This window comes from Paenibacillus pabuli (assembly GCF_039831995.1).
GTDB classification, from domain to species: domain Bacteria; phylum Bacillota; class Bacilli; order Paenibacillales; family Paenibacillaceae; genus Paenibacillus; species Paenibacillus pabuli_C.
The window spans coordinates 554,264-573,788 of record NZ_JBDOIO010000004.1; the positions used below are offsets into that span (position 1 = coordinate 554,264).

18 protein-coding genes are annotated in these 19,525 nt (G+C 48.7%); 15 read left to right on the top strand and 3 right to left on the bottom strand.

The genetic code is table 11. The features are described from left to right. The 10 genes from dtd (at position 1) to ABGV42_RS22160 (ending at position 12,492) form a co-directional block, all read left to right on the top strand. Positions 1 to 462 carry a D-aminoacyl-tRNA deacylase gene (gene dtd, locus ABGV42_RS22115; RefSeq protein ID WP_347383696.1) on the top strand — a complete coding sequence of 154 codons (462 nt, stop codon included), beginning with the start codon at positions 1 to 3 and terminating at the stop codon, positions 460 to 462. Between the two features lie 73 nt (positions 463 to 535). After that, positions 536 to 703 carry a hypothetical protein gene (locus ABGV42_RS22120; protein WP_347383697.1) on the top strand — a complete coding sequence of 56 codons (168 nt, stop codon included), beginning with the start codon at positions 536 to 538 and terminating at the stop codon, positions 701 to 703. A 323-nt stretch (positions 704 to 1,026) separates the two neighbouring features. Next, positions 1,027 to 1,533 carry a type 1 glutamine amidotransferase domain-containing protein gene (locus ABGV42_RS22125; protein ID WP_175397172.1) on the top strand — a complete coding sequence of 169 codons (507 nt, stop codon included), beginning with the start codon at positions 1,027 to 1,029 and terminating at the stop codon, positions 1,531 to 1,533. A gap of 71 nt (positions 1,534 to 1,604) precedes the next feature. Beyond that, the gene (locus tag ABGV42_RS22130; protein ID WP_347383698.1) at positions 1,605 to 2,051 is read left to right on the top strand and encodes a hypothetical protein; all 447 of its coding nucleotides are present in this window, start codon (positions 1,605 to 1,607) and stop codon (positions 2,049 to 2,051) included. Between the two features lie 725 nt (positions 2,052 to 2,776). Then, on the top strand, positions 2,777 to 4,030 hold the full coding sequence (gene hisS, locus ABGV42_RS22135; protein WP_347383699.1) for a histidine--tRNA ligase: 1,254 nt from the start codon (positions 2,777 to 2,779) through the stop codon (positions 4,028 to 4,030). A gap of 208 nt (positions 4,031 to 4,238) precedes the next feature. Further along, positions 4,239 to 6,017 carry an aspartate--tRNA ligase gene (gene aspS, locus ABGV42_RS22140; protein ID WP_347383700.1) on the top strand — a complete coding sequence of 593 codons (1,779 nt, stop codon included), beginning with the start codon at positions 4,239 to 4,241 and terminating at the stop codon, positions 6,015 to 6,017. An 18-nt stretch (positions 6,018 to 6,035) separates the two neighbouring features. Beyond that, the gene (locus ABGV42_RS22145) at positions 6,036 to 6,794 is read left to right on the top strand and encodes a tRNA threonylcarbamoyladenosine dehydratase (RefSeq protein ID WP_347383701.1); all 759 of its coding nucleotides are present in this window, start codon (positions 6,036 to 6,038) and stop codon (positions 6,792 to 6,794) included. Between the two features lie 166 nt (positions 6,795 to 6,960). Further along, positions 6,961 to 8,259: an NCS2 family permease gene (locus ABGV42_RS22150; protein ID WP_347383702.1), complete on the top strand. Its 1,299-nt coding sequence runs from the start codon at positions 6,961 to 6,963 to the stop codon at positions 8,257 to 8,259. A gap of 71 nt (positions 8,260 to 8,330) precedes the next feature. Continuing rightward, positions 8,331 to 10,124 (top strand): ABC transporter ATP-binding protein, encoded by a 1,794-nt coding sequence (locus ABGV42_RS22155; protein WP_347383703.1) that lies wholly within the window; start codon positions 8,331 to 8,333, stop codon positions 10,122 to 10,124. Between the two features lie 181 nt (positions 10,125 to 10,305). Beyond that, entirely contained in the window at positions 10,306 to 12,492 is a 2,187-nt protein-coding gene (locus ABGV42_RS22160) for a HelD family protein (RefSeq protein WP_347383704.1), read from the top strand. A gap of 97 nt (positions 12,493 to 12,589) precedes the next feature. On the opposite strand, the gene ABGV42_RS22165 is transcribed toward ABGV42_RS22160, so the two are convergent. Beyond that, entirely contained in the window at positions 12,590 to 13,528 is a 939-nt protein-coding gene (locus ABGV42_RS22165; RefSeq protein WP_347383705.1) for a DMT family transporter, read from the bottom strand. Continuing rightward, complete coding sequence (locus tag ABGV42_RS22170; RefSeq protein WP_347383706.1) at positions 13,525 to 14,268, bottom strand: SDR family NAD(P)-dependent oxidoreductase; 744 nt, start codon at positions 14,266 to 14,268, stop codon at positions 13,525 to 13,527. The genes ABGV42_RS22165 and ABGV42_RS22170 overlap by 4 nt, the downstream gene beginning before the upstream one ends. A gap of 137 nt (positions 14,269 to 14,405) precedes the next feature. Here ABGV42_RS22170 and ABGV42_RS22175 point away from each other — a divergent pair, with 137 nt between their 5' ends. The 4 genes from ABGV42_RS22175 to crcB (ABGV42_RS22190) are packed head-to-tail and all read left to right on the top strand — an operon-like array spanning position 14,406 to position 17,423. Continuing rightward, a complete protein-coding gene (locus ABGV42_RS22175) occupies positions 14,406 to 15,293 on the top strand; it encodes a LysR family transcriptional regulator (RefSeq protein ID WP_347384459.1) in 888 nt (295 codons plus the stop codon). A gap of 42 nt (positions 15,294 to 15,335) precedes the next feature. Next, positions 15,336 to 16,643 carry a replication-associated recombination protein A gene (locus tag ABGV42_RS22180; protein ID WP_347383707.1) on the top strand — a complete coding sequence of 436 codons (1,308 nt, stop codon included), beginning with the start codon at positions 15,336 to 15,338 and terminating at the stop codon, positions 16,641 to 16,643. Positions 16,644 to 16,671: 28 nt separating this feature from the next. Beyond that, positions 16,672 to 17,070, top strand: coding sequence for a fluoride efflux transporter CrcB (gene crcB, locus ABGV42_RS22185; protein ID WP_347383708.1), 399 nt, complete (start codon positions 16,672 to 16,674; stop codon positions 17,068 to 17,070). Beyond that, a complete protein-coding gene (gene crcB, locus ABGV42_RS22190; RefSeq protein WP_347383709.1) occupies positions 17,067 to 17,423 on the top strand; it encodes a fluoride efflux transporter CrcB in 357 nt (118 codons plus the stop codon). The genes crcB (ABGV42_RS22185) and crcB (ABGV42_RS22190) overlap by 4 nt, the downstream gene beginning before the upstream one ends. 132 nt (positions 17,424 to 17,555) lie before the next feature. Here crcB (ABGV42_RS22190) and mnmA read toward each other — a convergent pair whose 3' ends face one another. Further along, positions 17,556 to 18,680 carry a tRNA 2-thiouridine(34) synthase MnmA gene (gene mnmA, locus ABGV42_RS22195; RefSeq protein ID WP_347383710.1) on the bottom strand — a complete coding sequence of 375 codons (1,125 nt, stop codon included), beginning with the start codon at positions 18,678 to 18,680 and terminating at the stop codon, positions 17,556 to 17,558. A 316-nt stretch (positions 18,681 to 18,996) separates the two neighbouring features. Between mnmA and cymR the strand changes: the two genes are divergently transcribed. Beyond that, the gene (gene cymR / locus ABGV42_RS22200; protein ID WP_076287765.1) at positions 18,997 to 19,416 is read left to right on the top strand and encodes a cysteine metabolism transcriptional regulator CymR; all 420 of its coding nucleotides are present in this window, start codon (positions 18,997 to 18,999) and stop codon (positions 19,414 to 19,416) included. The last annotated feature ends 109 nt before the right edge of the window (positions 19,417 to 19,525 follow it).

Sequence of the window (19,525 nt, forward strand, 5' to 3'; positions counted from 1 at the left end):
ATGAGAGTTCTTGTACAACGTTGCAAAGAGGCTCAGGTTACCGTTGGAGACGAAATAACGGGACGGATTGAATCCGGGGTAATGCTGCTCGTGGGTATTACCCATGAGGACACGGAGAAGGATGCAGTGTACCTCGCAGACAAGGTGGCAGGACTTCGAATTTTTGAGGATGATCAGGAAAAGATGAACCTTAGCCTTGTGGACGTAGGTGGCGCTGTCCTTTCAGTCTCTCAATTCACTTTATACGGCGACTGCCGCAAAGGGAAACGGCCGAGTTTTGCAGCTGCCGCCCGGCCTGAAGCTGCTGAGGTATTATATGAGACCTTTAATCAACTGTTGAGGGACAAAGGCATTCAGGTGGAAACAGGGAGATTCGGAGCGATGATGGATGTGTCCTTCACCAACTGGGGTCCTGTGACCTTAATGCTGGAGAGCCCTGTCCGTCAGGAAGCACGTGCATAATTCATCCGAGATCAGGCCATAATGAGGGATAGTTCAAGCACTAGATAAGCTGATCAAAGGAGTATCTCTCACTATGCGTCAATCTGCCAAGATAACACGTTCCCGCATGGAACCACTGCTTATTCCAGGGAATCTGTATGAGTCGCTAAAATTGGCTCGTGCAGCTTCTGAATGCATGGCTACGATTTGGTCTACCCAAGATTCGGACAAGGGAGAACAGAGTCATCTTCCGCGTGCCTAGTATGTTGAAAGAAAAGCTGTAAGCATGCAGTCATATATATGTTGAAGCTTACCTGTATAGCAACAGGCCTAGAAAGCCTCGATTCGATGGATGAATCGGGGTTTTTCATGCTTCCATCATTTTGTGCTGGAGAGTTCCAAACTCTAAATATTGATTGCTTAAGCTGTTATAAACAGGTCTGGTTAGGGTAATAACAACACGAGGCGCATGATTGTGCCGAGGTTCAGGGTTTGTAAACGGATTTACTGAATTTGTAGATTACAAAGTTCTGCAAAACCCGAATACGAAAAGATTTTTCGAACACGGAAAGGAGAACGTACGTTATGAGTAAAGTTGCTTTTTTATTGGCGAACGATTTTGAAGATTCGGAAATGCAGGTTCCATATGATGAGGTAAAAAAAGCCGGGCATGATGTGGAAATCATCGGTTTGAAGGCAGGAGAAACGCTTAAAGGTAAAGGCGGTAAGGCCTCCTATACTTCAGACAAGGCGATTTCAGAAGTGTCAGCTTCAGATTATGACGCTGTGGTTATTCCAGGGGGATCTTCTCCTGAAAACCTGCGTACGGATGCGAATATTCTGAAATTTGTAACGGAGATTAACAGTGCGAAGAAACCAATCGCGGCCATCTGCCATGGCCCGCAAATTCTGGCCAGCGCTGACTTACTCAAAGGGCGAACCATTACGTCCTATCCTCCACTTAAGGATGATATGGTCAATGCGGGTGCTGAATTTAAGGATCATGAGGCGGTAGTGGATGGAAATTACATTACATCAAGAACACCAGCCGATGAGCCTGCATTTGTTCGTGAACTGCTGAAAGTCATCTAATCTGTCACGGGTAATTAAGTTAGATCTGCACAATAAAAGATGCAATGTATTCCGATAAAGGAGGGTTTGACATGGCAAAGCATATTCAGGCATATTTTCGAACCGAAGATGAGGCGGAGGGTGCTAGAACTTCACTTCAGACGTTTCGGACCGAGCATTTGGAGGTAGGACAGCTGGACAGTGCGGTTGGCAGAGATAAACGAATCTTGCTACCGCTGGTGCCTTATAACACGGCAGGTGGCGCAGGTACAAATGGAACTATGGGTGTGGGAACTGCACCTGGGGTTCCGGCAAGCGAGAACGTAGTTCCAGTGGTTAGTAATGTGGATCGTAATGCTGATCGGGATTCACGCGACAATGTGAATAGGGACGGCGACCTACTCGGTGCGGCTGACGTATCCTCGGATGATTATGATGATCTGCATTATGTTTTGTCTGCCAAAGTCCAGGACGAGGATTATGATGAAATTATTCATAAGCTTCGGTCCAACAACGCCTATGTGGAAGAATTGAATTAACGTGTAGATCGTGAAGAGCCCTTGCGGCGCCTGACTATTAGTTCAGTGCGATTCGCCAGGGCTCTTCTTAATAACTCTAATTATATTTTGCGTAAATAAAGCGCTATCATTTTTGTAATATTACTGTAATATTAGTTACATAAGGCTTTAACATAGGGCGTTTATAATAACAAGCATGACCCCCTTTTTTTATATATCCTTTGAGCCTGCACACCGTGTGCAGGTTTTTTTTTGTTGTCTTTTGATGTTAGCCCTTGACTTTAGTACTGCGGTTCATTACAATCAGAAAATAATATGTTGACTATAGTCAATATCAGTCGTTTTCTTGAATTATATTACTGATTTGATGACGGGACCAAGTACTCCGTGCCCACATGAACAGAGAGGAATCCCCTGGCTGTAAGGATTCTCTTGATGAGCGGACGAATGACTTCCCCGAGAACAGACGGCGAACACATCAGACATGATTCTGATTGTCATTAGCCGGCCTGCGCAGGACGTGCGTTACACGTAGAGCGGAACGATGGTTTGATCGGATTGCAGCAAGTCAGTCCTTTATGATCAGATGGTCACCTGAACGGCGAAAGTGTCAGGAGTTCCGGAATGTGGGTGGTACCACGGGTGAATGTATAAACACAATCTCTCGTCCCTTTGTTTGCTGTATGCAGCGACAGGGCGAGGGGTTTTTTTGTTATATAGAGAAAATAATGCTGGAGGGATGAAAGATGGCTTTTCAGAAACCAACGGGAACGCAGGATTTGCTGCCTGGAGTCGTGGAAAAGTGGCAGTTTGTCGAAGAGAAAATTAAAGATCTGTGCCGCCGGTTTAATTATCGGGAGATCCGTACACCCATTTTCGAGCAGACTTCACTGTTTGAGCGAGGGGTAGGGGAAACAACCGACATCGTTGAGAAAGAAATGTACACGTTCAAGGACAAGGGTGATCGCAGCATGACGCTTCGTCCAGAAGGAACCGCTGGTGTTGTTCGTGCTTTTGTAGAGAATAAGCTTTATGGGGAGCCAGACGTTACGAAACTTTATTATGTAGGTCCCATGTTTCGTTATGAGCGTCCGCAAGCAGGACGCCAGCGTCAGTTCCACCAGTTCGGGGTAGAGGCATTCGGAGCAGTAGATCCGGCGATTGATGCAGAGGTTATCGCACTTGGTTATCAGTTCTGTGTTGAGCTGGGATTGAAGGATGTCAAAGTTGAAGTGAACTCGGTGGGTAATGCGGCAAGCCGTGCTGCCTATCGTGAAGAGCTGCTGGGCTTCCTGAGACCGATGAAGGACACCTTGTGCAAGGATTGCCAAAATCGTATGGAACGTAATCCGCTTCGCGTCCTCGATTGTAAGGTAGATCAGGACAAATTTGTCGGTGCGCCTTCCATTCTGGATAGCCTGGACGAGGAAGCAACGAACCACTTTGCCAAAGTTCAAGGTTTCCTGAATGATTTCGGCGTGGATTATGAAGTGAACACACGTCTCGTGCGCGGACTGGATTATTACACGATGACCGCATTTGAATTGAAAGCTCAGGGGATTGGTGCGATTGACACCGTTGGTGGCGGCGGCAGATATAACGGCCTCGTTGGGGACATTGGTGGGCCGGATCAACCGGGCATCGGTTTTGGGATCGGGCTGGAACGCATTCAACTGATTCTGGAACACCAAAATATTGATGTAAGTGCCCTCACTCCGCTTGATGTATACTTTGTTGCTCTTGGAGAAGCAGCAGATCGAGAAGTAAACCGTCTGTTGTTCAAGCTTCGTCAGTCTGGTCTCTCGGGTGAACGTGACTATCTAGGACGCAAGATGAAAGCTCAAATGAAATCAGCCGATCGTTACAAAGCCCGTTACACGGCCATTCTTGGCGACGATGAACTGGAACGTGGGGAAATTGCACTCAAGGCGATGGATACAGGAGAACAGCAAACCGTGAAACTGGAAGAGCTGATTGCAACTATTCAGGGAGCCAAATAAGCTCGTACCTAGTAAGTTAAGTTTAATTCTAATGATTCGGCATCCTACTGGGCCTGGAGCCATTCTATCTGGATTTTGTCCAAGAAGGTTACAGCTCCCGTAAGTACCATGCCTTTCAATACATCGTCTTCACGCAACCGCGCTGTTAAAAGTAAAGGTCTTGGCCTACTTGCACAGAACGGAAATTCACATAATGAGGAGTTTGGTTATGAAAAGAAGTCATCATTGCGGCGCATTAACGACCGCACACATCGGCGAAACCGTAACATTGAACGGCTGGGTACAAACCCGCCGTGACCTGGGGGGCGTACTGTTTATCGATCTGCGTGACCGCAGCGGCATTGTACAAGTGGTATTTAACCCGGCATACTCCGGGGAAGCTCTGCAAATTGCTGACCGAGTACGCAGTGAGTATGTTATCGCCGTATCGGGTAAAGTGGTTAAACGTGATGAAGAGACTGTGAACAAAAACCTGCCTACAGGTGAAATTGAAGTTCAGATTACGGAAATCGAAGTGCTGAACGCGGCAAAAACGCCGCCATTCTTCATTGAAGATGGTGTAGAAGTCGATGAGTCTCTTCGCTTGAAATATCGTTATCTGGATCTGCGTCGTCCGGAAATGTTCGAAACACTGAAACTGCGTTCCAAAGCGTCCAAAGTATTCCGTGACTTCCTGGATGGAGAAGAGTTCGTTGAAGTGGAAACACCAATCCTGACGAAGAGCTCCCCGGAAGGTGCACGTGACTATCTCGTACCAAGCCGTGTGCATGAAGGTGAATTCTTCGCCCTGCCGCAGTCCCCGCAAATCTACAAACAATTGCTGATGGTCGGCGGACTTGAGCGCTATTATCAAATCGCCCGCTGTTTCCGCGATGAGGATCTGCGTGCAGACCGTCAACCTGAGTTCACACAAGTCGACATCGAGACTTCCTTCCTGCAACAGGATGACCTGCTGCCGATGATGGAAGAACTGATGGCCAAATTGCTTCGTGAAACAAAAGGCATTGAGCTTGAACTGCCGTTTCAACGGATTACGTATGCAGATGCGATGGGTAAATACGGTTCTGACAAACCGGATCTGCGCTTTGGCATGGAATTGGTGGAAATGAACGATATCGTAGCGAACAGTGGTGTGAAGGTATTTGCTTCTGTCATCGAAAAAGGTGGAGAAGTGAAAGTGCTAAATGCCAAAGGCTGTGGCACATGGAGCCGCAAAGAGATCGATGATCTCGGACCATTCGCAGCACGTTACGGTGCCAAAGGTTTGGCGTGGATTCAAGTGAAAGACGGAGAATTCAAAGGGCCAATCGTGAAATTCTTTACACCGGAAGAGATTGAAGCCGTTAAAGAACGCACTGGCGCTGAAGAAGGCGACTTGCTGCTCTTCTCTGCAGACAACAAAAAAGTGGTTGCAGACGTTCTGGGTGCACTGCGTCTGAAAATCGGCCGTCAACTTGGTCTGATCGATGACAGCAAATTCAAATTTGCCTGGGTTGTGGACTTCCCATTGCTCGGATATGATGAAGATGCGAAACGTTATGTGGCTGAACACCATCCGTTCACTCGTCCAAAAGACGAAGATGTGCATCTGTTCGATACAGATCCAGGTGCCATTCGCGCTCAAGCCTATGACCTTGTTCTGAATGGTTATGAAGTAGGGGGCGGTTCAATGCGTATCTACAAACGTGACGTTCAGGAAAAAATGTTTGCTGCCCTGGGACTCTCTCCAGAAGTAGCCAACGAGAAATTCGGATACCTGCTTGAAGCATTCGAATACGGAACGCCACCACACGGCGGAATCGCTTTCGGTCTCGACCGTCTGGTGATGCTGCTGGCAGGCCGTACAAACCTGCGTGAAACGATTGCCTTCCCGAAAACGGCAAGTGCAACCGATCTGCTTATGAATGCACCTTCCGAAGTAGACGGGTCCCAATTGGAACAGCTTCACATCCGTGTAGCCCGTAAACCGGTGGCGGAAAAGAAATAAAGGAGGCATCGATTCTCAATGCTCCATCAATTTTCGAGAACAGAACTGGCGATCGGACCTGAAGGTCTGGATGCCTTGAAAAATAGTACAGTTGCCGTGCTTGGTATCGGCGGCGTGGGCGGTATGGCCGTTGAAGCCCTTGCTCGCAGCGGGGTTGGACGCATCATCCTGATCGATAAGGATGTGGTGGACATCACCAACGTTAACCGCCAGATTCACGCTTTGACCACGACCGTTGGTCAGAAAAAAGCGGATCTGATGGTGGAACGGGTTAAGCTGATTAACCCCGAGATTGAAGCCATCGCCTTGAACATGTTTTACACGGAAGAAACGTATGAGGAACTGTTTAAATATGAACTGAATTATGTCTTGGATGCATCCGACACGATCATCTACAAAATCCATCTCATCAAGGAATGCCTTAAACGTAAGATTCCCGTGATTTCCAGCATGGGTGCGGCGAATAAAATGGACCCGACGAAATTCCAGGTTGCGGATATTTCCAAAACGTCCATGGACCCGATTGCCCGTGTGGTTCGCACAAAACTGCGCAAAGAAGGCATCAAAAAAGGGGTCAAAGTGGTTTTCTCTACGGAGGAGCCATTAAAGCCGCGTGAAGATGTTACTCAAAAGATCGTTCCTGAGAACGCACCGGAAATTCGCAAGGCGAAACAGCCACCAGCGAGCAACGCGTTTGTTCCTCCGGTAGCCGGACTGATTATGGTCAGTGTGGCAGTCAAGGAATTGATTGAAAATGCAGCGAAAAAACAACAGTAACCTGTTGAGCGAAAAGCGTAGGTGCCTACAAGGCGCCTGCGCTTTTTTATAGTCATCGCGTGATGTACTTCAATCTCAAAACCGTGTATGATATGTGGTGCTGCGCGAAATGATGATAAATATATAGAGAAATGTCAGTGTACATAGAGAGAGGGGAACAGAACGGATGAAACAAGGTTGGATGACCAGACGTCTCGGTGTGGAGCCGGGGGACCAGTGGAAAAAAGAGATTGTGGCGGGAGCCATCTCCTATTTTGCTGTCGTTTATATCGTGATGGTCAATGCTACAATACTGGCAGATGCCGGCATGCCTTTGCAGGCAGCGATGGTAGGCACACTGCTGACGTCTATTGCGGGTTGCTTACTGATGGCATTCGGCGGAAAGTCACCTATTGTGGTTGTACCCGGAATGGGGATTAATGCATTTTTTACGTACACACTCGTACATTCCATGAAGCTGAGCTGGCAGGAAGCACTGGCTGTTGTGGCCGTTACAGGTATACTGTTTGCAATTGTTGCGTTTACGTCACTATATAAATTGATCAGCGAAGCCATACCGAAGAACCTGCAGCATGGGATTACGGTGGGAATTGGCCTGTTTTTGACCTTTATTGGTTTGCAGAAAAGCGGAATCGTTATTGCTCATCAGACCACGTTTGTCGCAATCGGGCATTTCAATGATCCCAATGTCATTACGGCCTGCGTAACACTGGTGCTTGCCGTGATTCTATTCATACGTAATATTCAGGGCGGTCTTCTCATCAGTATTCTTATCGGGACTGGACTTGCCTATGTGCTTGGTGCAGTGCACCCGGGTGAACCGGTGTCCGCTATGGAAGCGCTGCGTCAATACGGCGGCTTGTTTGGCGAGTTATCTCTAATGAAGCTGGCTGATGTCGCGTTCTGGATTGCCGTGTTTTTGCTGCTGCTTATTGTGGTATTCGAAAATATCGGATTGATAACGGCTCAGACGCAAATGATTGATCGCCCGCAGCGATTCAAAGGCAGCCTGCGCGCCCTGTCGATCAGCACGGTATTGGCAGGCATATTCGGGAGCAGTCCTCCTGTAGCCGCGGCAGAGACTACGGCCGGGATTGCTGCAGGCGGACGCTCGGGCTTGACTCCACTCGTTACAGCCGTGCTGTTCGGCGCGACTTTTTTCTTTATCCCGCTGCTTGGGTATATTCCAGACAGTGCAATAGCACCCATTTTGATCATCATTGGCGGTTTGATGGTACAAGGTGTGAAGGATATGGATTTTGGTGACTTTACAGAGGCATTCCCGGCATTTCTGATTATGGTCATGATTCCCTTTACGTATAGCATTGTGGACGGCATGGCGTTTGGATTCATTGCCTATCCACTGGCGAAGCTGGCCGCAGGTCAAGGGAAACAGGTACCTGTGGTCATGTATGGCATAGCCATTCTGTTTCTGGCCAACTTTGTACTGCATGGCGTATTGTAACAAGTTGGGACGTACGGACAAGTCATACGTATGATCTCTGGTGAACATGTGGAGAACGGGAGGAACGGGGAATGGAAGAGAAGGAACAGACGGACCGGGTTGAACCGAAGCTGGGGAAAAAAGGATTCAAAGATTTCGTGAAGCTGATTGCTTCCACAGAACCTCCCAAACTCATTTTGATCGTCGCATTGATTCTGACCCTCATTCAGACTACGGCCGGGTTAATTGTTCCACTGATGACCAAGGGCCTCATTGATGGACTAACGATGTCTGCACTCAATAAATCCGTCATTTTTCTCCTGCTTGGCGCTTTTGTCATTCAGGCGATTGCTTCAGGCATCAGCATCTATATGTTGAATTATGCAGGACAACGCGTGGTAGCAACGCTGCGAACGAAGCTGTGGAACAAAGTATTATCCCTGCCAATGCCATATTTTGATCGTAATCGTACAGGAGATACGATGAGCCGCATCACTAATGATACAAGCCAGATCATGACACTGATTGCCGACTATCTGGTCTCCTTTGTATCCAATATCGTTGCGGTCGTGGGCGGGGTGGCTTTGCTTTTCTATCTCGATTGGGTCATGTCGCTCATCATCCTGAGCCTTGTACCGCTAACGCTGCTGATTCTGCTGCCGGTTGGACGTAAAATGTACAAAATCTCCAAAAAGCAGCAGGATGAGATGGCCGGCCTCACTTCCGTGCTGAGCCAGGTTATTAGTGAGATCCGATTGGTAAAAGCGTATGGCACCGAAAAACAGGAGGCGGAAGCGGGACATTCCCGCATTGGCAAAATGTTCGCATTTGGCTTGCAGGAAGCAAGAATCCTGGCGCTGATCGGCCCTCTGTTTACCTTTGTCATGACTGCTGTATTGGTTGTTATTCTGGGCGTTGGCGGTATGCGGGTTGCATCGGGGATGTTATCTCCCGGCGAACTGGTGGCCTTTATCCTGCTGCTGTTCCAAGTTATTATGCCAATGGGGCAGTTCACGACGCTGTATTCGCGTTTGCAGAAGGTTGTTGGTGCAACCGAACGCATTCAGGCTATTCTCGCACATGAAGAAGAACCACAACACCGTACGAAGTCAGCCCCAAAGGGCAACGAGACGATTGCATTCAACAAACTGCATTTCTCTTATATTACAGGAGAAGAAGTGCTGCATGGCATTAATCTGACCGTGCCGGCACGTCAAGTGACGGCGATCGTCGGTCCGAGCGGCAGTGGCAAATCAACGCTTTTCTCGCTGCTCGAGCAGTTTTACCTTCCGGGTACGGGTAACATAACATACGGTGGACAAGACATAACGGATTATTCGCTTGCTTCCTGGCGCAGCAAGATCGGATATGTTTCCCAGGAGAGTCCGCTAATGGCAGGTACCATCAAGGACAACATTACCTATGGACTTGGACGCGAGGCAAGTATGGACGAGATCCGGCATGCTGCAGACATGGCGTATTCGTCCGCATTTATTGATAACTTGCCTCAGGGTTACGAGACCGAGGTGGGGGAACGCGGAATCAAGCTCTCTGGTGGTCAGCGTCAGCGCATTGCCATCGCCAGGGCACTGCTGCGCAGCCCGGATATACTAATGCTTGATGAGGCAACATCCAGTTTGGACAGCACTTCGGAACATGAAGTGCAACAAGCCCTTTCGAATCTGATGGAAGGGCGGACAACTGTTGTTATTGCGCACCGTTTGTCCACAGTCGTGGATTCGGATCAGATTGTTGTATTGGAGCAGGGCCATGTCACTGGGACGGGCACACATGCAGAGCTGATCAGCACACATCCGGTATATCGTGAACTGGCTCAGAAGCAGTTTGTTGCACAAGATGGAAAGACTGAGCCCGAGGAATATTAATTGATGGAAATGTTAACCGCTGTTCAATCGTCTTAAAGGGAGGAGAACAGCGGTTTCCTTTGATCTTTTCATTCTGTTAGCTGTAGCTTTTTGCAATTCAATATGATATAGTGGGTATCCTTTTGTGTCGTCAGTCAGATTGGCTATGCAAAAAAACATATTCTTAGGAGGTAACTGAAACATGTCAGACAGCTTTCAAAGTGCCTATCAAGAAGAAGAGTACAGGTTAGAGCGAACGATGGAGGAAGTGGATCGTCAGCTGGAACGGCTGCAGGGTATTCCAGTGTATACCGGCCACGATTTCACCGAACAAGTGCTGGAAGCCGGACGCGAAGAGCGCCGCACCGCCTTGTCCAAGAGCGCGCAGCAACCCTATTTCGGACGCTTGGATTTCGAAGAACAGGGCAGCGGGGAACGGAAGCCGCTGTACATTGGCAAAGTCGGCGTAGACCGCGAAGAGGTGGGAGAGCATCCACTCGTCATCGATTGGCGCGCTCCTGTCGCGAGCCTGTTTTACTCATTTACAGGAGGGGAAGCCTCCGCAACTTACGAAGCACCAGAAGGTTTGATTGAAGGCCTGGTCTATCTGAAACGCAACGTGGTTATCCGGCAGCGGATATTGGAGCGTGTTGCGGATACATACAACCGGGATAGCGACCAGCCGGCCGTATCGGATGAGTTTCTCGTCTATCGGCTGGGAGAGAACAAGGATAACAAGCTTCGTGATATCGTATCCACCATTCAGGCAGAACAGGATCAGATCATTCGTGCGGCAAGGAACACGGCATTGATCATCCAGGGTGTGGCTGGTTCGGGGAAAACAACCGTTGCCCTGCACCGGCTTGCCTTTTTGCTGTATCAGTACAAAGAGCAGGTATCTGCGGAGAAGATGGTTATCTTCGCACCCAACCACATGTTCCTCGATTACATCTCGGATGTACTCCCAGAACTTGGCGTTGGAGATATTCAGCAGCGCACATTCCCGGATTGGGCGATGAATCTGCTTGGATTGGATATGCCTCTGGCAGATACGTCGGAGACACTAAACACCTGGTTTGAAACGCCGGAAGCACGTCCCGAATTGAACGATGATGTACCTGGGCGCTATAAGGGTTCGATACGCTTCATGGAACTCATTCGGGATTGGCTGTCAGGCATGGAGGAGGAAGCTGTACCCGATCTGGACTTCAGTCCCTGGGACGGTGCGGTGCTTAGCAAGGCAGAGATTGAAAGCTGGTTTAGCGAAGAATATAAGCACTACCCTCTGGCTAAACGGAAAGAGCGCGTCATGGCGCGGATCCACCGCTGGATTGAAATGGAGCTCAAAAAGCCTTGTCCCGAAAGCGTGCGCAAAGAACGTAAAAAGAAAGCAGCGACGCGTGAAAAAGCATATGCCAAAAAGTGGCCTCAATATGAAGCGCTCACACTGTACAAACAGCTGTTCAAGGCCGCTAAGGGCGGCTCAGTGCCTGCTTCACTAAGCAGTCTTATTCCCAAAGATGTGATGAAGCAGACGACAGCAGATCTGAAGCAGGATGTCATTCGTGAAGAGGATCTGCCTGCGCTCGTGTATATTCACACGCTTATTCATGATATTGAAGGGTCGGAACGATTTGATCATGTCGTAATTGATGAAGCGCAGGATTTCTCGCCATTTCACGTCGCTCTGCTGGATCTGTTCGTCAAGGGACATTCCTTCACCATCTTGGGTGACTTGTCCCAAGGCATTCATGAGTATCGCGGCGTTCATGCGTGGGAAGAGATGAGTACCCTGTTTCCCGACGAGCAGAATGCTTACTTTGCCTTGACCCGGAGCTATCGTTCCACCATGGAAATTATTGATTATGCCAATACGATTCTGGAACGTGGCGTCAAAAGCGGGATTACGGCGATTCCTGTTTTCCGGAGCGGGGATCCGGTTCGAACATTAGCCTATGAGGGTGAAGGGAGAATGAAGAGTCTTGAACGGGCTTTGAAGCTGTTAACGGTGAAAGACTACCGCACAGTATCCATTTTGACGCGTACCCTACATGAAGCAGTGGAACTTCATCGTGAACTTCTGGATGCGGGCTGGGACCTAAATTTGATCGATGGCGGCAAAAAGCAGTACACGGGTGGACATTCGGTTTTACCTGTCTATCTGTCCAAGGGACTAGAGTTTGATGCGGTTATTGTGGCAGATGCGGATGAGCAGCATTATCTGTCTAATGCGGGTGATGCCAAGCTGCTGTACGTGGGCTGTACAAGGGCATTGCACGAGTTGTGGCTGTTCCATGACGGTGAACTGCCGTCTTATGCGGCTGCAGCACATCATTCGGATGGCGAACCGGTAACCATTCAGGGTTGGCCGGACAGTGATACCGATTAAACATGGCAAAGCTTGGTAATATAAATGAGATAAAAGGCATGACGTTCATGGGCAAATTCCATAGCGCATGCCTTTTTCTGCTTTTGTATGAAAAATCTCAATTTGCTGACGAAGAATACCTGTGGAGCTCGGATGAATGGTTTTTCCTGTTCAGTGCAGTTGAACGACGGTTGACCAGAAAAATACCGATACCAATGAGTATGCCGCCTGCACCAACGAACCATTGAACCTGTTCCCCCAGCAAAATCCAGCTCGACAATACACCAAAGAACGGTGCCAGAAACAGATAGGAACTGGTTTGGGCGGGATCACTATGCTGCAGTAAATAAAACCAGAGTGAGAACTGGATAATGGAGCAAGCAAGCGTCAACCAGAGCAGCACCGCGACCGAAGTTACGTTCACGATAAAATGAGGCTGTTCAGTCCATGCGCTTAGCAGGAGCAACACAGCACCTCCAGCTAGCATCTGGTAAGCGGTAAGCACAAAGGTATCGTAACGTTCACCCCAGCGTTTAATGAGCAAAGTGGATGCCGCAAAGGAGACTGCACCGCCGAATCCGATCCAGGTACCGGGGCTAAAACTCATATGCCAACCAAAGGTTAACAGGATGCCCACAAGACCGAGGATAACACCAATCCATTGGCTGAAGCGATACGTTAACCGATACAATAAAGCACTGATCATAATGACCAGCAGCGGATTGGTAAAGGTAAGTATGGCTGACTCACCGGATGTAATCCAGTTCATGCTGTAGTAAGCGCATCCCATCACTCCAGCAGATTGGAACAGGCCAATCCAAATGATTTTCAACCAGGCTTGCCATCCGGCAGGTAAAAGGCGTTTCCGCAGAAACCAGGCCATCAAGCCACCTGCCAGTACGTAACGTATACCCATGAGCAGGAAAGGGGGAGCATATACCATGCCGATTTTGCCAACCGGAAAAGAAGTACCCATGATTAATGTCGTTAGCAAGATCCACATCGTATATTTCACGGGTTTCATCGTGCGGCTGTCTTTTTCATTACTGGGGCTCATAACGTCTGTCCGCCATCTACGGTAATAAGCTGTCCGGTCATGGATGGCTGTTCAAGCGCAGCGCATATCATATGTGCGATATCTTCAGGCGAGGAAATTCTCTGCAATAACAACGAGCCGCCGAGACGATTCATTCGCTCCTCGTTTCCGGCCCACCACCGTGTTGCAACAGCGCCAGGGACGATGGCATTTACCCTAATGAGCGGTGAGAGTGCGTGAGCAAGAGATAAGGTCAGGCCGTGAACTGCCGCTTTGGAGACCGCGTAAGGGAGGGAAGATCCGGAACCTGTGCTGCCCGCAATACTGCCCAGATTCACAATGGAGCCACCGCCTGCCTGCCGCATTCCCTCCGACACTGCACGAGCACAATGAAACATGCCTTTCACATTCACATCATACAATTCATTCCAGATGTCATCCGTTACGGATTCCAGATCGTGCAGGGGAATATGATGAGTGATTCCGGCATTATTCACAAGGGCAGTTAGGGGGCCATATGTTTCGGTTACGGTAGCGACCATCTGCCTGACGTCCGTATCATCGGCAACATTGGCTTGAACGGCGAATGCTTGCCCTCCTTCATCCAAAATCTGTTGAACCGTCTCCTCGGCTGCAGCCTGCGAGCAGGAATAGTTGACGGCGACCAATGCTCCCTTGTGAGCCAGCAGCAGACTTACCGCACGGCCTATGCCTGTTCCGCCGCCTGTGATTAAGGCTACTCTGTTTTTCCAGTATGTCATGTTGAACACTCCTTATCCTCATCCATTTGGTTGACTGGTTTGGAATCTACATGAATTGTAGTCTTGTTTGCACATGAAGTATAATGATTGTTAGTGAACTGGACATCATTTTGAATGATGTCAGAGTGGAGGACTCGATGGAGAGCGGAGATCTTCGAATATTTCAATGTGTTGCACAGGAAGGAAACTTGACGAAAGCCGCTTCGAAGCTGGGGTATGTGCAATCCAACGTAACGGCCCGGATCAGACATCTGGAAGCAGAAGTGGGTACAACGCTGTTCATTCGTCACAACCGGGGAATGACGTTATCTCCAGCCGGAGAGATGCTGCTGGCTTACGCGGATAAAATTATTGGTTTGCTGAATGATGCTTCCAAGGCGCTTCGGGCGACGAACACGCCATCAGGTCCACTACGAATAGGCTCTACGCAGACCGCTGCTGCGGTGCGGTTGCCTGAACTTTTTGCAGGATATTATAGACAATATCCTGACGTATCTTTGTCACTGGCTACCGGCAATTCGCAAATGCTCATAGATCAAGTTATCGGGTATGAATTGGAAGGGGCGTTTATTGGTTGCTCCTGCGATCATCCCGAGATCGCATCTGTTGATGTATTTGATGAAGAATTGTTTGTGGTTTCATCGGGCGTAATGCCAGCAGATGAGCTGACTCGTAAACCGATCCTTGTCTACAGCATGGGGTGTTCCTATCGACAGACGCTAGAGGAGTGGTTGCTATCCTATGGGGTAAATCGTCCGGTAATTATGGAATTTGGTACGCTGGAAGCCATTATCAGTGGCGTGGCATCGGGGATGGGGATTTCATTGTTACCGGAGATTGTTATTCGCCAGCAGATTGAAAGCGGCATGCTTGGCAAACATTCACTTCCCACTGGGATGAGCCGGATGATGACTCGTTTTATTACTCGCAAGGATGCGTTCGTCAGCAGTGCGCTTGGTGCATTTATGGCTATGCTGCCGCAGGATTATGATATGATAGAGAATAGAGATTATTCAGGCGTTTAGTTTCAACCTAGGATAGGTAATCCGTTAAGGAAGTGATGAGCAATGGATTTATTTTCGTTTCAACAGGACTCCAAGCCCCAGGCAAGACTGCTTGCAGACCGCATGCGACCAGAGCGTCTTGATGAATATATTGGACAAGAACATATTGTTGGACCGGGTAAGCTGCTGCGGCGCGCCATTGAAGCAGACCAGATTTCATCCATCTTATTATACGGTCCTCCCGGCTGCGGGAAGACTACGCTTGCTCACATCATCTCCCAGCATACACAGGGAGAGTTTGTTCGTCTGAATGCAGTGGACGCTTCGGTGAAGGACGTACGTGAAGTCATCGAACAGGCACAGACGAACAAGCAATTGTACGGAACCAAAACCATATTGTTCCTTGATGAGGTACACCGCTTCAATAGTTCCCGTCAAGACGCATTGCTGCCAGCAGTGGAGAAGGGCACCATCATATTTATCGGTGCTACGACAGAGAATCCTTTTCATTACGTGAATGGAGCCTTGATGAGCCGCTCAACCCTCTTTCAGCTTGAGTCGCTGAACAAGGCACATTCGCTTGTCGCCATGCGCCGAGCACTGGCTGATTCCGATAAAGGGCTTGGATTCATGGAACTGCAGGCAGATGACGAAGCCTTGGATCATATTGCCACAATGGCTAATGGAGACATTCGGCGTGCTCTGAATGCTCTGGAACTTGCTGCACTGACCACGCCGCCCGAGAAGGATGGTTCCATTCATATTACGCTTGCCGTTGCGGAGGAATCGATCCGTCGTCCAATTGTAAAGGCCGATGAGTCCACGCAATATGATGTGCTGTCTGCTTTTCACAAGAGCATTCGTGGTTCCAGTGATGCTGCGTTGTTCTGGTTTTTGTACGCCGTAGAGAAGCTGGGCATGGATCCGATGACATTTATCAGACGTCTGATTGCAGCAAGTAGCGAAGATATCGGTCTGGCGAATCCACAAGCGATGACCCAGGCTATTGGAGCACTGGACGCCTATCGTAACAACGGATGGCCGGAAGCGAAGCTGAATATTGCTCAGGCGATTTTATTTGCAGTAGAGAGTCCGAAGTCGAATGCAGTATACACGGCCATATCGAAGGCGATGAATGCAATCGATGAGGTGAAATCGGCAGAGGTACCCCTTCATTTGAGGGACACCCATTATTCAGGTGCAGTGAAGCTGGGACACGAAGGTTATCAATACCCCCATAACTATCCGGGACACTATGTGAAGCAGGAATACCTGCCCAAGCAGCTCTCGCGAAGAGTATTCTATGAAGCAACGGAGCAAGGCAACGAGTCGAAAATCAGGCTGAACCAACAGCGGAGAAAAGAACTGTAAGATTGATGATCCGGGAGATGTATACAACATGAGAGAGCTTCTGTATATAGGTGTTGGCGGATTTCTGGGTACACTGACCCGATATTCCATTCAATTAGGGATACCAGCTGCCAATGTAGGCTTTCCCTGGGCCGTGCTGCTGATTAACGCAATTGGCAGCCTGTTTTTGGGGTGGTTCTTTACCATCGCTGTCCCCGACAAAGTAACACCACAACTTCGTCTGGCGATAGGGACCGGATTTACAGGTGCTTTTACTACGTTTTCCACGTTTACGTTGGATATCGTCCGTCTATCCGAGGGTGGCATGTGGGTGAAGACCGTTATTTATACATTGGTGAGTTTGCTCGCAGGTCTGCTGCTCTGTGCTCTGGGTATCAAGGTTGGGCAGTTCATGCGGGGTAAATCCGCCCAGGATGGTGTAGCATGATCATCTGGATTGGACTTGCAGGTTCTTTAGGAGCCATACTTCGTTACAGTCTGGGGCGATGGATCTCAGGAAAACTGGGCACAGCTATTCCATGGGGGACATGGGTCATTAATATCAGTGGTTCTCTGCTGCTGGGGTTGTTATATGGATGGCATCAATCAGAGGTGATCTCCGATGGGCTCTGGGTTGTGTGGGGTACCGGATTTTGCGGAGCATACACAACGTTCTCGACATTTGGGTATGAAACGATTCATTTGCTCGCAATGAAACGTTATCCATCGGCTATTCTATATGTAACGAGTTCCGTTTTGCTGGGTGTAGCTGTCTCCTTCGCAGGCGTGTGGTTTACATAACCAAAGATTTTAAATGTTTTTGCAGGAAAAAGCAGGAAAAAAGCCATCCTTCATGGTATACATGAAAGATGGCTTTTATGATGGGAATACAGGGTATTCCACATCATCTATACATATTGGAGACTTTCCCGATTATTGCATCGCTGGTACAGGTACTTTTTGAACCTGATCAATCGTGCCGCCGCCGAGACAAACATCACCATCATAGAATACAACGGCTTGTCCGGGTGTAATGGCTTTTTGTTGTTGATCGAACTGTACATCCACGCTTCCGTCTTCCTGCCAAGTCAACGTGACGCCTTGATCCGGCTGACGATAACGGAATTTGGCGGTACAGCGGAAAGGTTTGTTAGGCACTTGATCAGCACCGGCAATCCAGTTAACGCCAGTAGCCGTCAAACCTGTTGAGTACAGGCTTGCATGTGCATCGCCTTGAACCACAAGCAGTTGATTTTTCTCCAGATCCTTATCTGCCACGAACCATGGTTCACCATTGCCGGAGCCGCCAATACCCAGACCTTGGCGCTGACCGAGGGTGTAATACATCAGTCCGTCATGACGGCCTTTTACTTCGCCCGTTACAATATCAACCATGTCTCCGCCTTTGGCAGGAAGGTAGTTGCTCAAGAACTCTTTGAAGTTGCGCTCGCCGATAAAGCATACGCCTGTGCTGTCTTTTTTCTTAGCCGTATACAGACCTGCCGCTTCAGCAATTTTCCGAACTTCCGGTTTAGGAAGATGACCAATCGGGAACATCGCTTTGGACAGCTGGTTCTGGTTGAGTGCATTAAGGAAGTAAGTCTGGTCCTTGTTGCTATCCACGCCTCGCAGCAGCTTGAACGTGCCGTCTTCTTCGATAAGGCGAGCATAGTGGCCTGTGGCAACGTAGTCTGCGCCCAAATCAAGCGCCTTGTTCAGGAATTCGCCAAATTTGATCTCGCGATTGCACATGACATCCGGATTTGGTGTCCGACCTGACTTATATTCATCAAGGAAATAGGTAAATACTTTATCAAAGTACTCTTTCTCGAAGTTGACAGTGTAATAGGGAATGCCGATCTGTTCACAAACCCGGCGAACGTCCTCTGAATCTTCTTCAGCGGTACAGTGGCCGAACTCATCCGTGTCATCCCAGTTTTTCATGAAAATGCCGATGACATCGTATCCCTGCTCCTTCAGCAGCAATGCGGTAACGGAAGAATCGACACCTCCGGACATGCCAACGACGACCCGAGTATTCTCAATTGTTTTGGACATCGTTATCACCATTTCTATATATAAATGTGTTTCGTTTCTATTCTAGCATAACCCGACTCAAGTTACGATACACCCGGCCAATTTTGGATAGTGTCCACTCCATGCGCACAATTTGGAATATCGTCAATCTTTGTTTTCCATAAAGCTTGCAGATATGTTAACATTAGCTGAGGGTTATGATCGGAATACGGAGGATTACGGGCAAGAGATCTGTATTATTCATATCCCGCTGTGGCGGATCATGAAAAAGACGATCTTGCTTCACGCCAAGTATATAGTTTAATTGTTTTTCTGAAAATTGAAAGAGGTGACTCCTTTGAAAATATCGACAAAAGGCCGTTACGGGCTAACCATCATGATGGAGCTGGCAGCCAGAACAGGCGAAGGCCCTACATCCCTTAAAAGTATTGCGGAGCGCAATCAGCTCTCGGAACATTATCTGGAGCAGCTGATCGCTCCGCTGCGTAATGCCGGACTCGTCAAGAGTATCCGTGGTGCATACGGCGGGTATATTTTGGCAGGAGATCCTGCGACAGTGACTGCAGGAGACGTGATTCGTGTACTGGAGGGGCCGATCTCCCCAGTGGACTTCACCGAAGAAGATGACCCGGCCAAACGTGATCTATGGCTGCGCATTCGTGACAGCATTGCAGAGGTACTGGATTCCACAACGCTCAAAGACCTGATTACATTCCAGGATCAGGAACAAAAAGACAGCTACATGTTCTATATTTAATCAAGGTTGATATTGAACATTGCGGCCACACACTAAAGCCCCCATTATGGGGGCTTTAGCCATGCAAAGCAACATTTTATACAAATTTTATACAAATGAATCAAATGGA

Bases quoted from the DNA above. Each gene is read 5' to 3' on its own strand.
- ABGV42_RS22155 (WP_347383703.1), top strand. From the start codon at position 8,331: ATGGAAGAGAAGGAACAGACGGACCGGGTTGAACCGAAGCTGGGGAAA.
- crcB (WP_347383708.1), top strand. From the start codon at position 16,672: ATGAGAGAGCTTCTGTATATAGGTGTTGGCGGATTTCTGGGTACACTG.
- dtd (WP_347383696.1), top strand. From the start codon at position 1: ATGAGAGTTCTTGTACAACGTTGCAAAGAGGCTCAGGTTACCGTTGGA.
- ABGV42_RS22175 (WP_347384459.1), top strand. From the start codon at position 14,406: ATGGAGAGCGGAGATCTTCGAATATTTCAATGTGTTGCACAGGAAGGA.
- aspS (WP_347383700.1), top strand. From the start codon at position 4,239: ATGAAAAGAAGTCATCATTGCGGCGCATTAACGACCGCACACATCGGC.
- ABGV42_RS22150 (WP_347383702.1), top strand. From the start codon at position 6,961: ATGAAACAAGGTTGGATGACCAGACGTCTCGGTGTGGAGCCGGGGGAC.
- ABGV42_RS22125 (WP_175397172.1), top strand. From the start codon at position 1,027: ATGAGTAAAGTTGCTTTTTTATTGGCGAACGATTTTGAAGATTCGGAA.
- hisS (WP_347383699.1), top strand. From the start codon at position 2,777: ATGGCTTTTCAGAAACCAACGGGAACGCAGGATTTGCTGCCTGGAGTC.
- crcB (WP_347383709.1), top strand. From the start codon at position 17,067: ATGATCATCTGGATTGGACTTGCAGGTTCTTTAGGAGCCATACTTCGT.
- ABGV42_RS22160 (WP_347383704.1), top strand. From the start codon at position 10,306: ATGTCAGACAGCTTTCAAAGTGCCTATCAAGAAGAAGAGTACAGGTTA.
- ABGV42_RS22120 (WP_347383697.1), top strand. From the start codon at position 536: ATGCGTCAATCTGCCAAGATAACACGTTCCCGCATGGAACCACTGCTT.
- ABGV42_RS22165 (WP_347383705.1), bottom strand. From the start codon at position 13,528: ATGAGCCCCAGTAATGAAAAAGACAGCCGCACGATGAAACCCGTGAAA.
- mnmA (WP_347383710.1), bottom strand. From the start codon at position 18,680: ATGTCCAAAACAATTGAGAATACTCGGGTCGTCGTTGGCATGTCCGGA.
- ABGV42_RS22130 (WP_347383698.1), top strand. From the start codon at position 1,605: ATGGCAAAGCATATTCAGGCATATTTTCGAACCGAAGATGAGGCGGAG.
- ABGV42_RS22170 (WP_347383706.1), bottom strand. From the start codon at position 14,268: ATGACATACTGGAAAAACAGAGTAGCCTTAATCACAGGCGGCGGAACA.
- ABGV42_RS22180 (WP_347383707.1), top strand. From the start codon at position 15,336: ATGGATTTATTTTCGTTTCAACAGGACTCCAAGCCCCAGGCAAGACTG.
- ABGV42_RS22145 (WP_347383701.1), top strand. From the start codon at position 6,036: ATGCTCCATCAATTTTCGAGAACAGAACTGGCGATCGGACCTGAAGGT.